The organism is Streptomyces macrosporus (assembly GCF_039533145.1).
Taxonomy (GTDB): domain Bacteria; phylum Actinomycetota; class Actinomycetes; order Streptomycetales; family Streptomycetaceae; genus Streptomyces; species Streptomyces macrosporus.
Genome location: NZ_BAAASZ010000031.1, coordinates 110,679 through 125,330 on the forward strand (window position 1 = coordinate 110,679; position 14,652 = coordinate 125,330).

10 protein-coding genes and 1 tRNA gene are annotated in these 14,652 nt (G+C 70.7%); 2 read left to right on the forward strand and 9 right to left on the reverse strand.

Annotated elements, in window-relative coordinates; genetic code table 11:
- Position 1: 1 nt before the first annotated feature.
- The 7 genes from ABD335_RS22445 to ABD335_RS22475 all read right to left on the reverse strand — a co-directional run bounded on the left by ABD335_RS22445 (position 2) and on the right by ABD335_RS22475 (position 10,842).
- Positions 2 to 1,276, reverse strand: a complete 1,275-nt coding sequence (locus ABD335_RS22445) for an ATP-grasp domain-containing protein (RefSeq protein WP_344326447.1) — start codon at positions 1,274 to 1,276, stop codon at positions 2 to 4.
- A gap of 262 nt (positions 1,277 to 1,538) precedes the next feature.
- Positions 1,539 to 2,522: an aldo/keto reductase gene (locus tag ABD335_RS22450; RefSeq protein WP_344326449.1), complete on the reverse strand. Its 984-nt coding sequence runs from the start codon at positions 2,520 to 2,522 to the stop codon at positions 1,539 to 1,541.
- A 93-nt stretch (positions 2,523 to 2,615) separates the two neighbouring features.
- Positions 2,616 to 6,149 (reverse strand): transcription-repair coupling factor, encoded by a 3,534-nt coding sequence (gene mfd / locus ABD335_RS22455; RefSeq protein ID WP_344326451.1) that lies wholly within the window; start codon positions 6,147 to 6,149, stop codon positions 2,616 to 2,618.
- Positions 6,150 to 6,332: 183 nt separating this feature from the next.
- A complete protein-coding gene (locus ABD335_RS22460) occupies positions 6,333 to 8,909 on the reverse strand; it encodes an ABC transporter permease (RefSeq protein WP_344326453.1) in 2,577 nt (858 codons plus the stop codon).
- Positions 8,906 to 9,640, reverse strand: a complete 735-nt coding sequence (locus ABD335_RS22465) for an ABC transporter ATP-binding protein (RefSeq protein ID WP_425583711.1) — start codon at positions 9,638 to 9,640, stop codon at positions 8,906 to 8,908. Before ABD335_RS22465 ends, ABD335_RS22460 begins: the two co-directional genes overlap by 4 nt.
- 421 nt (positions 9,641 to 10,061) lie before the next feature.
- Positions 10,062 to 10,133, reverse strand: a tRNA-Gln gene (locus ABD335_RS22470).
- Between the two features lie 7 nt (positions 10,134 to 10,140).
- Positions 10,141 to 10,842, reverse strand: a complete 702-nt coding sequence (locus ABD335_RS22475; RefSeq protein ID WP_344326458.1) for a hypothetical protein — start codon at positions 10,840 to 10,842, stop codon at positions 10,141 to 10,143.
- A 167-nt stretch (positions 10,843 to 11,009) separates the two neighbouring features.
- Between ABD335_RS22475 and ABD335_RS22480 the strand changes: the two genes are divergently transcribed.
- Positions 11,010 to 12,386 (forward strand): sensor histidine kinase, encoded by a 1,377-nt coding sequence (locus ABD335_RS22480; RefSeq protein WP_344326460.1) that lies wholly within the window; start codon positions 11,010 to 11,012, stop codon positions 12,384 to 12,386.
- A 30-nt stretch (positions 12,387 to 12,416) separates the two neighbouring features.
- Here the strand turns inward: ABD335_RS22480 and ABD335_RS22485 are convergent, their stop codons facing one another.
- Positions 12,417 to 12,920 (reverse strand): SUKH-3 domain-containing protein, encoded by a 504-nt coding sequence (locus tag ABD335_RS22485; protein ID WP_344326863.1) that lies wholly within the window; start codon positions 12,918 to 12,920, stop codon positions 12,417 to 12,419.
- A gap of 2 nt (positions 12,921 to 12,922) precedes the next feature.
- Positions 12,923 to 13,429 (reverse strand): YwqJ-related putative deaminase, encoded by a 507-nt coding sequence (locus ABD335_RS22490; protein WP_344326462.1) that lies wholly within the window; start codon positions 13,427 to 13,429, stop codon positions 12,923 to 12,925.
- Positions 13,430 to 13,642: 213 nt separating this feature from the next.
- Here ABD335_RS22490 and ABD335_RS22495 point away from each other — a divergent pair, with 213 nt between their 5' ends.
- Entirely contained in the window at positions 13,643 to 14,647 is a 1,005-nt protein-coding gene (locus tag ABD335_RS22495) for an SMI1/KNR4 family protein (protein ID WP_344326865.1), read from the forward strand.
- Positions 14,648 to 14,652 lie beyond the last annotated feature (5 nt).

Consider the following 14,652-nt stretch of genomic DNA (forward strand, 5'->3'; position numbering starts at 1 on the left):
CCTACTCCTCTCCGAACTCGTACGGCAGCATCGCCAGGCAGCGGTCGTACTTCTCGCGCAGCTCCTCCTCGCTGCCGGCGCCGACGAAGACGTGCGTCACCTCGTAGCTGTAGCTGTCCTGGCCCGGCAGCTCCGACAGCCGCTGCCCCTCCCGCACCTTCACCGTCACCCGCACCCCGGGGATCTCGCGCTCCACGCGCTCGATCTCCTCGCGCGTGGGCGCCCGCCGCACCACGCCGTCGGTGAACTGCCGGTGGTACCACTTGGCGGCCACCTCGTAGGGGCCCTTCCGGTACGGCAGCCGCGGGTCGCGGCCCAGCGCCAGGCTGAGCATGCAGTGGTGGTTGGGGACGCCGTCGACGAACTCGAACAGCTCGGCGTGCGACTGCGAGTGCCGCGGGTTGATCTCCAGCAGGTTGATCTCGTCGTTGGCGGCGTCGTAGAAGTACTCGATGCTGAACGTCGCCCAGTCCAGGCCGACCTGCTCGATCACGCGCCGGGAGACGTCCTTCAGCCGCAGCACCACCGGCTCGGGCAGCGCGGAGGGGTACTGGTGGCGCATGAAGCAGGGGGTGTCGGGATAGTTGATCGAGTCCAGCACCCCGTAGACGGTCACCTCGCCGTCGTACACATAGCCCTCGACGGCGGCCTGCACCCCCGACAGGGACTCCTCGGCCAGGCACGCCTGCCCGCCCGCCTCGGCGATCTCCGGCGGCAGGTCGAGCCGGTCCAGCACGAACTCGAACGGCCTGCCGATGCGGGTGACGCCCTGCCGTATCTCGGCCACGGCCCGCCGGAACTCCTCCTCGTCCTTCACTCCGAAGGCCAGCTCCGAGGAGTAGGACTTGACCGGCTTGAGCCACATCGGGAACCGCAGCCCCTCCGGCGGCCTCGGATCGCCCTCCAGGTCCACCAGCGCGAAGCGGGGGTGCTCGTCGATCACCTTCCGCTGCTCCAGCCGGCTCCAGTACTTGTGCTCGCACTTGACCACCGACTCCAGGCTGGTGGCGCGCGTCCCGTACCGCTCGGCCAGGATCGGCACCAGGGTGCTGACCGGGAAGTCCCAGTAGCCGACGATGGCGTCGATGGTGCCGTCGAAGGCGTCCAGCTCCTTCTCGGCCTTGGCCAGCAGGTCCGCCACGGCGATCTCGCCGTGCTGGAGTTCCTCGACGCTCAGCAGCGGGTGGAACCGGTGGTCCTCCGCGTGCGGCACCTCGTTCAGGGTCCGCAGGTTCTCCTCGTCCAGTCCGATGACGAACACGTTCGTCCGGTCCATCCGTCGCCTCCTCGTGCCGTTGGATCACGAGTCCTTCCGGCTACCCGACTCCCTTGGCGACCATTCCCTCACACGGGGTCAACAGGGACATGCGGAAAGAAAGGCGTGAGCAGGTGTGAACAGGTGTGAACGGGCGTGAAGGCGACGGGGAGATGGCGAGGAGACGACTCGGAGGCGGCGCGGAGACGGCGAGGGCCGGTCGGCACCACGCCGACCGGCCCCGCACGCCCCATCCGTCACCGGCACCCCGCACCGGCATCCGTCACCAGCGGTGGTGCACCTGCGCCCGGATCCGCCGGTCGTACAGGTCCGCGATCGCGGCCAGCGTCTCCTCCGACAGCGGCGGCAGCGCCGCGGCCTCGGCGTTCGCCCGCGCCTGCTCGGGGGTGCGCGCCCCCGGGATCACCGAGCTCACACCCGGCTGCTGAACGATCCACCGCAGCGCCGTCTGCGCCGGGGTGGCCCCCTCCGGGGCCAGCTCCGCGAACTCCGCCGCCGCCTCCAGGCCCGTCTCGTAGTCCACGCCCGAGAACGTCTCGCCCTGGTCGAACGCCTCGCCGTGCCGGTTGAACGACCGGTGGTCGTCCGCGGAGAACACCGTCTCGCGCGTGTACCGGCCCGACAGCAGCCCCGAGGCCAGCGGCACCCGGGCGATGATGCCCACGCCCGCCTCGACCGCCGCCGGAAGCACCTCCTGGAGCGGCTTGAGCCGGAACGGGTTCAGGATGATCTGCACGCTCGCCACACCCGGCCGCGCGATCGCCGTCAACGCCTCCGCGCAGGTCTCCACGCTCACCGCGTACGCCGCGATCCGCTTCTCCGCCACCAGCGTGTCCAGCGCGTCGAACACCTCGTCCGAGGAGTACACCGGCGTCGGCGGACAGTGGAGCTGCACCAGGTCCAGGGTGTCCACGCCCAGGTTGGCGCGGGACCGGTCCGTCCAGGCCCGGAAGTTGTCCAGGACGTAGTTCTCCGGCACCTGGTCCACCCGGCGCCCCATCTTCGTCGCCACGAACACCCCGGCGTCCGGGCGCTCCCGCAGGAACCGGCCGATGATCTGCTCGCTGCGACCGTCCCCGTACACGTCCGCGGTGTCGAAGAACGTCACACCGCTCTCCACGGCCGCCTCCAGCACCGCCAGGGCGTCCTCCTCGCGCACCTGCCCCCAGTCGGCGCCCAGCTGCCACGTGCCCAGTCCGACGACGGACACCGCACGGCCCGTCCTGCCCAGTACTCGCTGCTCCATGACGGCGATCCTACGGCCCGACCGGCCCGGAACCCCGGGCCGGTCCTCCCTGCTCACCGCCTACGGGAACGCTCCCACGCCCGGCGGGCGGGCTCAGCCCAGCACCGTGGTGAGGAACTCCCCCACCCACGCCAGGAGTTCACGTCCCACCACCGGCTTCCCGCCGATCCGCGCCGTCGTCGGACGCGGCACCAGCACCTGACGCGCCGCCGCCTTGATCACCGACCGCGGGTACAGCCGCTTCAGCCGCAGCTCCTGCGACTCCCGCAGCTCCACCGGGGCGAACCGCACGTTCGACCCCTGCACCGTGATGTCCGTGACCCCGAACGACCGCGCCAGCATCCGCAGCCCCGCCACCAACAGCAGGTTCTCCACCGGCTCCGGCAACGGACCGTAGCGGTCGGTCAGCTCCTCGCGGACCGCCGCGATGTCCTCCTCCGAGTTCGCCTCGGCGATCGCCCGGTACGCCTGCAACCGCAGCCGCTCGCCCGGCGCGTAGTCGTGCGGCACGTGGGCGTCCACCGGAAGCTCGATCCTCACCTCCAGCGGCGGCTCCTCCACCGCCTCGCCGCCCTTCTCCAGCGCGGCACGGTAGTCCGCCACCGCCTCGCCGACCATCCGCACGTACAGGTCGAACCCCACGCCCGCGATGTGACCGGACTGCTCCCCGCCCAGCAGATTGCCCGCCCCGCGGATCTCCAGGTCCTTCATCGCCACGTACATGCCGGCGCCCATCTCCGTGTGCTGGGCGATCGTCGCCAGCCGCTCGTGCGCCGTCTCCGTCAGCGGCCGCTCCGGCGGATACAGGAAGTACGCGTACCCCCGCTCACGGCCCCGGCCCACCCGGCCCCGCAACTGGTGGAGCTGCGACAGGCCGAAGGTGTCCGCCCGCTCCACGATGAGGGTGTTGGCGTTGGAGATGTCGATGCCCGACTCCACGATCGTCGTCGACACCAGCACGTCGAACTTCTTCTCCCAGAAGTCCACCACCACCCGCTCCAGCGCCGTCTCCGACATCTGGCCGTGGGCGGTGGCGATCCGCGCCTCCGGCACGATGTTCCGCAGCCGCGCCGCCGCCTTGTCGATCGTCTCCACCCGGTTGTGGATGTAGAAGACCTGCCCCTCGCGCAGCAGCTCGCGACGGATCGCCGCACCGATCTGCCGCTCCTCGTACGGCCCGACGAACGTCAGCACCGGATGCCGCTCCTCCGGCGGCGTGGTGATCGTCGACATCTCCCGGATGCCGGTCACCGCCATCTCCAGCGTCCGCGGGATCGGCGTCGCCGACATCGTCAGCACGTCCACGTTCGCCCGCAGCTTCTTCAGCTGCTCCTTGTGCTCCACACCGAAACGCTGCTCCTCGTCCACGATCACCAGACCGAGGTCCTTGAACTTCGTCTCGGACGAGAACAACCGGTGCGTGCCGATCACCACGTCCACCGAGCCGTCCCGCAGCCCCTCCAGCACCGCCTTCGCCTCGGTGTCCGTCTGGAACCGCGACAGCGCCCGCACGTTCACCGGGAACTGCGCGTACCGCTCCGAGAACGTCCCGAAGTGCTGCTGCACCAGCAGCGTCGTCGGCACCAGCACGGCCACCTGCTTGCCGTCCTGCACCGCCTTGAACGCCGCCCGCACCGCGATCTCCGTCTTGCCGTAGCCCACGTCGCCGCAGATCAGCCGGTCCATCGGAGTCGGCTTCTCCATGTCCGCCTTGACCTCGGCGATCGTGGTGAGCTGGTCCGGCGTCTCCACGTACGGGAACGCGTCCTCCAGCTCCCGCTGCCACGGCGTGTCCGGACCGAAGGCGTGACCGGGCGCCGCCATCCGCGCCGAGTACAGCTTGATCAGGTCCGCGGCGATCTCCTTGACCGCCTTCCGCGCCCGCGCCTTCGTCTTCGTCCAGTCCGCGCCGCCCAACCGGTGCAGCGTCGGCTGCTCACCCCCCACGTACTTGGTGATCAGCTCCAACTGGTCCGTCGGCACGAACAGCCGGTCACCCGGCTGCCCCCGCTTCGCCGGCGCGTACTCCACCACCAGGTACTCGCGCGTCGCCCCCTGCACCGTCCGCTGCACCATCTCGATGTAGCGGCCCACACCGTGCTGCTCGTGCACGATGTAGTCGCCCGACTGCAACGTCAGCGGATCGATCGTCTTGCGGCGCCGCACCGGCATCCGGCCCAGATCCCGGCTCGCCGCCCGCTGCCCCGTCAGGTCCGTCTCCGTCAGCACCGCGAGCCTCAGCCCCGGATCGACGAACCCGCTCTCGATCGTCCCGCACGACACGTGCACCACCGACGGGACGATCTCCGTCAGCTCCGGCTCCAGGCGCGCGGCGATCCCCTCACCGCCCAGCACCTCCACCGTCCGCGACGCCGGACCGTGCCCCTCGGTCAGGTACACGCACCGCCAACCGTCCGCCAGCCACCCCTTGGTGTCCGCCAGCGCACGCGCCGTGTCCCCCCGGTAGCTCTCCGGAGCCCGCATCCCCAACGTCAGCGAATCCCCGTCCAGCTCCTCGTCCACCGCGAACGGGCTCACCGACCACCACATCGTCCCCAGCTCGCGCGCCCGCTCCCGGACGTCCGCCAAGGACCACAGCGACGCCGCGCCCACGTCGATCGGCGCCTCTCCCCCACCGGCCGACGCCGCCCACGACGCCTCCAGGAACTCCTGCGAGGTCGCCACCAGATCCGCCGCCCGCGTCCGCACCCGCTCCGGATCGCACACCACCGCCATGCTCCCCTCCGGAAGCACGTCCAGCAGCAGCTCCATCTCGTCCACCAGGACCGGAGCCAGAGACTCCATGCCCTCCACGGCGATCCCCTCGGCGATCTTCCCCAGCAGCTCGCCCAGCTCCGGATGCTCCTCGGCCAACCGCGCCGCACGCGCCCGCACCTCGTCCGTCAGCAGCAGCTCACGGCACGGCGGCGCCCACAGACCGTGCTCCGCCACCTCCAGGGACCGCTGGTCGGCGACCTTGAAGTAGCGGATCTCCTCCACCTCGTCGCCCCAGAACTCCACCCGCAGCGGATGCTCCTCCGTCGGCGGGAAGACGTCCAGGATCCCGCCGCGCACGGCGAACTCCCCCCGCTTCTCCACCAGCTCCACCCGCGCGTACGCGGCCGCCGCCAGCGCCTCCACCACCCGGTCCATCTCCGCCTGCTGCCCCGAGCGCAGACTCACCGGCTCCAGGTCCCCCAACCCCTTCACCTGCGGCTGCAACACCGACCGCACCGGAGCCACCACCACGCTCACCGGCCCCGCCGACGGATCGTCCGCACGCGGATGCGCCAACCGCCGCAACACCGCCAACCGACGCCCCACCGTGTCCGAACGCGGCGACAGCCGCTCGTGCGGCAGCGTCTCCCACGACGGGTACTCCACCACCCCGTCCGGCGGCAGCAGCGACCGCAGCGCCGACGCCAGATCCTCCGCCTCACGCCCCGTCGCCGTCACCGCCAACACCGGACGCCCCGCCGACCGCGCCAGCGCCGCCACCACGAAAGGACGCGCCGCCGGCGGCCCGACCAGATCCACCTCGTGCCGACTGCCGTCCGCGGCGGCCCGCACCGCCTCCGCCAGAGCGGGATCCCGTACGACCGCATCAAGAAGACCGGTGAGACTCATGGAGGCGTTCCATCCCAGGGGCTGGACAACAAGGGCAAAACTGCCCCGGACAACACGAACAACCCGACACGCCGAGCGGGCCGGGGATCCCAGCCTACGACGGCCGCACCGCGCACGCCGACGGCCCGGCCCCGGCGGCACCCACACCACCCACCGGAACCGGGCCGCCCCACGACCCCGCCGCTACTCCGTCGCGATCGCGCTCAACACGTTCATCCGACCCGCCCGGAACGCCGGCACCAGAGCCGCCACCAGCCCCACCACCGCGGCCCCCACGAACACCGTCGCGATCGTCGGCCACGGAACCTCCAGGACCTTCAGCCCCTCCAGAGCCAGCAGCCGCTGCGCCGCCACACCCCAGCCCAGGCCCAACCCCAGACCCAGCAGAGCACCGAACAAGGCGATCACCACCGACTCCAGCCGGATCATCCGCCGCAACTGCCGCCGCGACAGACCGATCGCCCGCATCAGCCCGATCTCACGCGTCCGCTCCACCACCGACAGCGCCAACGTGTTCACCACACCCAGCACCGCCACCAGGATCGCCAGCGCCAACAGCCCGTAGACCATGTTGAGCAACTGCCCCACCTGGTCCTCCAGCAACTCCTTGTAATCCGCCTGATTACGGACCGTGTACTGCGGGAACGACTCCAGCTCCGACTTCAACGCCGCGTACGCCGCGTCCTCCCGACCGTCCTCCGCCTTCGCGAACATGATCATGTTCAGCGGCATCCGATCCTCGGCCACGTACCGCTCGGCCGTCGCGGTGCTCACGTACATCACGCCCTGGTCCACACTCGTGTCCGCGGCCGTGACCGCCCGGACCGTCAGCGTCGCCGTCCCGCCACGCTCGAAGTCCACCTCCACACGGTCACCGACCCCCACACCGTGCTTCTCCGCGAAGTCCTCCGGCACCGACATCGCATCCCGCTCGTACGCGTCGGCCAACTCGCCCGAGACCGTCTCCACCCGCAGATCCTGCGCATACGTCGGAGACGCCGCCGTCACCGCGTCCTTCACCGGCTCCCCGCCCGGCACCCTCAGCACCACATCCAGCACCCGGTACTCCGTGACGTGCTCGATGCCCTCCACCGAACGCAGCCGCTCCGCCACCTCCGGCACGATCGGCTGGTACGCGTCCGACTGCACGATGAAGTCCGCACCCACCGACCGGTCCAACTCGTCACTCGCCGACGCCACCAACGACGCGCCCACCACCGACAACGACGCCACCAACGCCAGACCGATCATCAGCGCCGCACCCGTGGCACCCGTACGACGCGGATTGCGCAACGCGTTCCGCTCCGCCATCCGCCCCACCGGACCGAACACCCGCAGCAGCACCGCGCCCAGCACCCGCACCACGAACCCCGCCAACAGCGGACCGATCAGCACGAAGCCCACCAGCGTCAGCAGCACACCCAGCGCCAGGAACAGCGACCCACCGGACGCCTCGTCCGACCCCGCCGCCACCACCAGCGCACCCGCGCCGGCCGGCGTCAACACCAGACCCACACCCGAACGGACCCGGCCCACCCGGCTCCCCGCCGCCGGCAGACCGTCGTCCCGCAGCGCCGCCATCGGCGAGATCCGCCCCGCACGCCGCGCCGGAAGGTACGCCGCCAACACCGTCACCACGACGCCCAGCACCACACCCACCACCGGCGTGGTCCACGCCACCGTCAGATCGTCCGTGCTCAGATTCATCCCCGCCAGGCCCATCAACTCCATCAGCCCGACGGCCAGCCCCACACCGGCACCGACACCCAGCACCGACCCCAGCACGCCCAACAACAGCGCCTCGACCAGCACCGACCGGTTCACCTGCCGACGACTCGAACCGATCGCCCGCATCAGACCGATCTCACGCGTCCGCTGCGCCACCAGCATCGAGAACGTGTTGACGATCAGGAACACGCCCACCAACAGCGCGATACCGGCGAAACCCAGCAGCGCGTACTTGATGACGTCCAGGAACGCCCCCAGGTCGTCCTGGCTCTCCGCCGCGTACTCCTCCCGCGTCTGGACCTTGTACTCGCCCGCACCCAACGCCGCGACGACGTTCCGCTTCAGCTCCTCGTCACCCACGCCCTCGGCCGCCGTCACCGCCACCGACGTGTACGCGTCCGAGTCGCCCAGCAGCCTCTTCTGCACCGTCTCGGTGTCGAAGTACACCACCGTCGCACCCGGATTGGTCGACCGGAACGCCGCCACCCCCACGACCTCGGCCCGGAAGTCGCCCGACGCCGCGATCGTGCGCAACTCGTCGCCCAACCCCAGACCGTGCTTCTTCGCCGTGTCCGCGTCGACCATCACCTCGCCCTCGCCCCGCGGCAACCGACCCGAGGCGATCTCCATCGACCGCTCGTCGACCTCGCTCCAGTTGCTCGCGATCGTCGGAGCACCGGTGGTGGACCCCACGTTCTCGTTGTCCTCGTTCACCACCGTCACGCCCATGCTGTACGCGCCGCCGGAGACCGAGGACACCCCCTCGACACCCTCCAGCTCCTCCAGCAGCGACGCCGGCACCGTCGCCGGCTTCCCCGTGTCCGGCGCCTCGTCGCTCTCCGCGTCCTTGGAGGAGACCGTCACGTCCGCCGCCGTCTCCGTGAACAAGCGGTCGAACGTCGTGTTCATCGTGTCCGTGAAGACCAGCGTCCCGCACACGAACGCCACCGACAGCACCACCGCGACGCCGCTCAGCAGCATCCGCCCCTTGTGCGCGACGAAGTTCCGCAGGGAGGTTCTCAGCACGGTCATGACACCCGCCCGAACGTGTCGAACGCCTTCATCCGGTCCAGCACGGCCTCCGCCGTCGGCTGCCGCATCTCGTCCACGATCCGCCCGTCCGCCAGGTACAGCACCCGGTCCGCGTACGCCGCCGCCACCGGGTCGTGCGTCACCATCACGATCGTCTGACCCAGCTCGTCCACCGAACGCCGCAGGAAGCCCAGCACCTCCGCGCCCGCCCGCGAGTCCAGGTTGCCCGTCGGCTCGTCACCGAAGATGATCTCCGGCCGCGCCGCCAGCGCACGCGCGACCGCCACCCGCTGCTGCTGACCGCCCGAGAGCTGGTTCGGCCGGTGCTTCAACCGCCCGGACAGGCCGACGGTCTCCACCACCCTCTCCAGCCACTCCCGGTCGGGCTTGCGACCGGCGATGTCCATCGGCAGCGTGATGTTCTCCAGCGCGTTCAGCGTCGGCAGCAGGTTGAACGCCTGGAAGATGAAGCCGATCTTGTCCCGGCGCAGCCGGGTGAGCTTCTTCTCCTTCAGCTCGGTGATCTCGGTCTCCCCCACCCAGATCTGCCCGGACGTCACCGAGTCCAGCCCCGCCAGGCAGTGCATCAGCGTGGACTTGCCCGAACCCGACGGGCCCATGATCGCGGTGAACGCCCCCCGCGCGATGTCCACGTCCACCCGGTCCAGCGCGACGACCCTCGTCTCCCCGGAGCCATACGCCTTGACGACCTGCCGCGCCCGCGCGGCCATGGCCGTACGCCCTCCACTGCCCCCGGTCCTGGGATCCGCTACAGCCGTTGTCACGGTATGTCTCCTATGTCGATGAATCAGAGGCCCGAGAAGTCGTCGAACGCTTCCGGGTGCGCACAGAGCCTGCTGCACGGAGAAGGGGTGCCACGATGGTGCCCGGCGCCGTATCCACGCGGGGGCTGTCCCCACCCCACCGGTGCGGCGACCCGTACCCAGCCTAGGGAGCGGACCGCCCGCTCCTCGTCCTGCCACAGAACGACACCCGGGTAGGAGGAAAGGGGTACCGCCCCCTAGGGGAATCGGCCCCCAGGGTGCACCCTCCCCCTACGTCAACCTCAAACCGGCGCGGATCCGCCCGGGCCGCGAGCACGACAAGGGGCCCCGACCCGGGAGGTCGAGGCCCCTGCACGCGAATTTCAAGCTCCCCCGCCAGGACTCGAACCTGGACAAATGGCACCAAAAACCATTGTGCTACCAATTACACCACAGGGGATGGCAATTTATGCCGAACCGGACATTCGCTCAGGGTTCCGGTCGGCACCCACTACTATGCCGTACCACCAGCCTTCGATGCGACGGTATAGGTCGGCACCGCGCCGAACACGGACGGAGAGACAGCCCCGGTACTCCTCTCCCACGTTCTTCCGAGTCGTCCTGGGATTGTGTTTCTTCAGCGTCGTCCTGTCGAGTGCCGACACCTCCACCCCCACCAGATCCGCCCAGAAACGCTCGGCGGCCCCCACGTCCGCCGACTCGTGGATCATCACCCGGAACCGCAGCCGCTCCTTCTCGACCCCGAGCAGGGAGAGCCAGGACAGGTACACCTGGATCATTCCGGGGTCACTGTTGACGAAGACCACCTCCTCCCTCAGTCTGTGCGGCTTGCTCTTCGATCCCTCCGCCCAGTAGAGGCCCACCCCCACCAGGAACAGCTCCCGGTCGGACATGCGGCCGATCTCGTCGGCCGCGACCTGCTTCGTCCGCCGGCGCATGACCGCCTGCTCACGCCGGTGCGGTGCCCAGCGCGCCTCCCGCATCCGGTGCAGCCGCTCGGGCGGGGTCGGCGGCTTCGGCAGATCCCGCACCCACAGCGACACCGAACTCTTGGACACCCCCAGTTCGGCCGTGATCTCGTCGTACGTCCTGCCCGCGCGGCGGAGCTCGCGGGCGCGTTCCCTCAGTTCCGTCTTGGCTCGCACCATGGGGGTCAGCCTGGTCTCGGGGAGACGTGCGCGGGTCGAATATCAGGACGATTCAACAGTTCGAGTGAAATGCCGCTGTTTTCCCTTCGGTCACGAGGGGACCACAGTGCTTTTGGGTGGTGATGCCACCCAAAAACCCGGTGGCGGGCGGTCGTAGGCTGGGCGGTATGACCGAGACGGGGGAAAGCGTCGACGCCCGGGACCAGGGCTGCGCACCTCGGGGGCCGCTGTGGTGGGAGCGGCGTCGGAGTGCGGTGTTGGACGTGGTGCTCGCACTGGCGTCCGGTGTCGAGTGCGCTGTGCAGGGGGTCGCGTTCGCGCACGAGGCCGATGTTCCGGTGGGGTTGTCGGTCGGCCTGGGGGTGCTGGCCGGGTTGACGCTGGTGCTGCGGCGGCGGTGGCCGATCGCGGTGGTGCTGGTGTCGATCGCGGTGACGCCGGCCGAGATGGGTTTCGTGCTGGGGACGGTGGCGCTGTACACGCTGGCGGCGTCGGAGGTGCCGCGGCGGATCATCGCGCTGCTGTCGGGCATGCAGGCGTTGGGGACGCTGATCATCACCCTCGTGTCGATGCGGCGGGACATGGCGCCGGAGGAGTACGGCCATGGGCCGTTGCGGTGGTTCGTCCCGGTGGTGTCGCTGGTGCTGGTGGTGGGTTTGACGGCGCCGCCGGTGCTGTTGGGGCTGTACGTGGGGGCGCGGCGGCGGCTGGTGGAGAGCCTGCGGGAGCGCGCGGACGGTCTGGAGCGGGAGTTGTCGCTGCTGGCGGAGCGCGCGGAGGAGCGTGCGGAGTGGGCGCGCAACGAGGAGCGGACGCGGATCGCGCGGGAGATGCACGACGTGGTGGCGCACCGGGTGAGTCTGATGGTGGTGCACGCGGCGGCGTTGCAGGCGGTGGCGTTGAAGGACCCGGAGAAGGCGTCGAGGAACGCGGCGTTGATCGGGGACATGGGGCGCCAGGCGCTGACGGAGCTGCGGACGATGCTGGGGGTGTTGCGGGCGCACGAGTCGAAGCAGCCGGTGTCCGTGGTGGCCGGGGGCGCGGACGGGGCGGAGCGGCCGTTGGCGAGGGTGGCGGAGGCCGCGGAGGCGGCCGCGGGGCGCGAGTCGGCTCGGGTGGCCGGGGCCGGCTCGGGGGAGCGGGAGGAGTCGGGCCCGTGTCTGGGGGAGTTGGAGGCTCTGGTGGGGCAGTCGCGTGCGGCGGGGATGTCGGTGGAGTTCTCGGTGGAGGGCGAGGTCCGGTCGTACGCGGGGCGGGTGGAGCAGACGGCGTACCGGGTGGTGCAGGAGGCGTTGACGAACGTGCACAAGCACGCGGGGGGCGCGCGGACGCGGGTGCGGTTGGCGCACCGTGAGGGGGAGGTGGCGGTGCTGGTGGAGAACGACGCGCCGGCGGAGGGTGTGCGGGACGCGGGGTTGCCGAGCGGTGGCAACGGTCTGGTGGGGATGCGCGAGCGGGTGACGGCGTTGGGCGGGGGGTTCGTGTCGGGGCCGACGGACGGTGGGGGGTTCCGGGTGTCGGCGGTGATTCCGGACCGGGAGTGAGGCCGGGTCCGGGTGGGCCCGGCCTCGGGGTCAGTTCGGTTCGCGGCCGAGGCGTCTGGGGGTGCGGCCGGTGACGAGGGTGGTGAGGGCGTCGTCGAAGGTGGGGCCGAGGTACCAGTCCCCGGTGTGGTCGATGCTGTAGACGCGGCCGTGGGCGTCGATGGCGAGGAGGGCGTTGCCGTTGTCCTCTTCGCCGAGGGGTGCGACGGAGGTGTTGAGGGCGCGGCCGAGGTCGGTGAGGGTGCGGGGCCAGTGGAGTCCGCGGAGGGGGTCGATGTGGACCCCGGTGGGGGCGATGTGGCGGCCGGGTTCGGTGCCGACGATGTGGAGGTTGCCGAATTCGGCCCAGGTTTCGACGGCGGCGGGGAAGATCGCGTGGCGGTGTCCGGCCGGCGAGCGGTGGTCGCGGAGGGTGTCGGCCCAGATCTCGGCTTGTTCGATGTCGCGGCGTCCGGGGTGCCAGCCGGCGGCGCGGAGGGCGGCGTCGACGGGCACGGGGAAGCGGGTGGTGCCGGTGCGGGCGGGGTGGGGGATGGTCACCGTTCTCCTGTGGGGTCGACTGCGCGGACGCCGAAGTGGGCGAGGAGGGCGGTGCAGGAGCGGCAGGGCGGCGCGTAGCTGCCGTGTCGGGGGTCGCCGTCCTCGCGGATGCGGCGGGCGGTGATCTTGGCGCCTTTGAGGGCGCGGCGCGCTTCCGAGGTGGTGAGGGGTTTGCGGGCGGCGCGTTTGCCGCGGGCCGCCTCGGCGGAGGCGAGGTGGCGGGAGAGGAGGACGGCCTCGGGGCAGCGTCCGGTGTGGCGTTCGCGTCGGTCGGTGGTGAGGGTGTCGAGGTAGTCCTGGACGAGGGGGTGGAGGGTGGGGGGTTGGTCGGCCTTGCTCGCGGTGCAGGTGAGGGTCTGACCGCGGACGGAGAGGGCCGCGGCGACGGTGGGCATGATGCCGTCGCGGCGGTGGAGCAGGGTGGGGGCGGTGTCGTCGGGTGCTCCCCAGCCGATGCGGGGGTCTCCGGGCCGGTTGGGTGTGTGCTGTCGTGTGGCGTGCATGCTCGTGTTTCCTCCCGCGCATCCCCCCGATGGCGTTGGTTCAGGGTGCCAAATGGGCGGGACGTTGGGGAAGCCGGGTCGGTTCCGGCGCGTGTCCCGGTGTGGTGGGGCGGTCGGGGGCGGGGCGGGACCGGTGGTGGGTGTTGCGCTTAGGCTGTGTCGGTCAGCGCCCATCAGCGCCCGTGTAGCCATTGCCAGCAGAGGGGCACCGCCATGACGACAGGTAGGCCTGGGGTGGGGGTTTCTCCCGATTCCCGGTTCGGAGGGGAGTCCGCGCCGCCGAACACGGCCTATGCCGGACAGGTCGTGCACTTTCCGGATCCGGTACGGGCTGCCCGCTATCCGGCGGGGGTGCGTGTGGACGAGCGGGGTTTTCCGGATTTCTCGCCGTACGCGCGGGCCGCCGCGGAGATCGCGGAGCCGCCGGAGGGTTTCGGCGCGGACGAGTTGCGGTTGACGGACCACGTGTCGGCGAACGCGGCTCTGCACGCGGCGGGTCACGAGTTGTGGGCGGATCTGTCGCCGGTGGCGACGCCGCACGGTTGGACGTGGCATCACGTGGCGCACAGTCGTCGGCTGGAGTTGGTGCCGGTCGAGGTGAAGGCGTTGTTGCGGCACCACGGTGGGTTGGCGACGGCGGTGGTGGACCACGGGAAGCGGGGGACGCGGCCGTTGCAGGAGACGCGTCCGGTGCACTTCGAGGTGCCGCACGGGGTGGCGGTGTCCGAGGAGCAGGTGCTGGACGTGGAGGAGACGCTGGGGTACCGGTTGCCGGAGGCGTACCGGACGTTCCTGAAGGCGGCCGGCGGGTGTGCTCCGGTGGGTGTGGCGCTGGACGCGGAGTTGGGGTTGTTGGTGGACCAGCCGTTCTTCACGGTGCGTGAGGAGGCGGCGGTCAACGACCTGGTGTACGTGAACAAGTGTCTGCGGGACCACCTGACGAAGGACTACCTGGGTGTGGGGTTCGTGCAGGGTGGGATCGTCGCGGTGAAGGTGCGCGGTGCGGGCGTGGGCTCGGTGTGGTTCTGCGCGTACGACGACGCGCGGGATCGGGACGGGTTGACGGTGCAGGAGCGGGTGGAGTCGCTGCTGCTGCCGTGTGGTGCGGACTTCGACGAGTTTCTGCTGCGGCTGGCGGGCAGTCCGCCGGAGTTGGAGACCGTGGCCAACCTGATGGTGGACGGTGGGTTCGCGCGTGCCGTCCCGGTGGAGGGGTGAGGCTC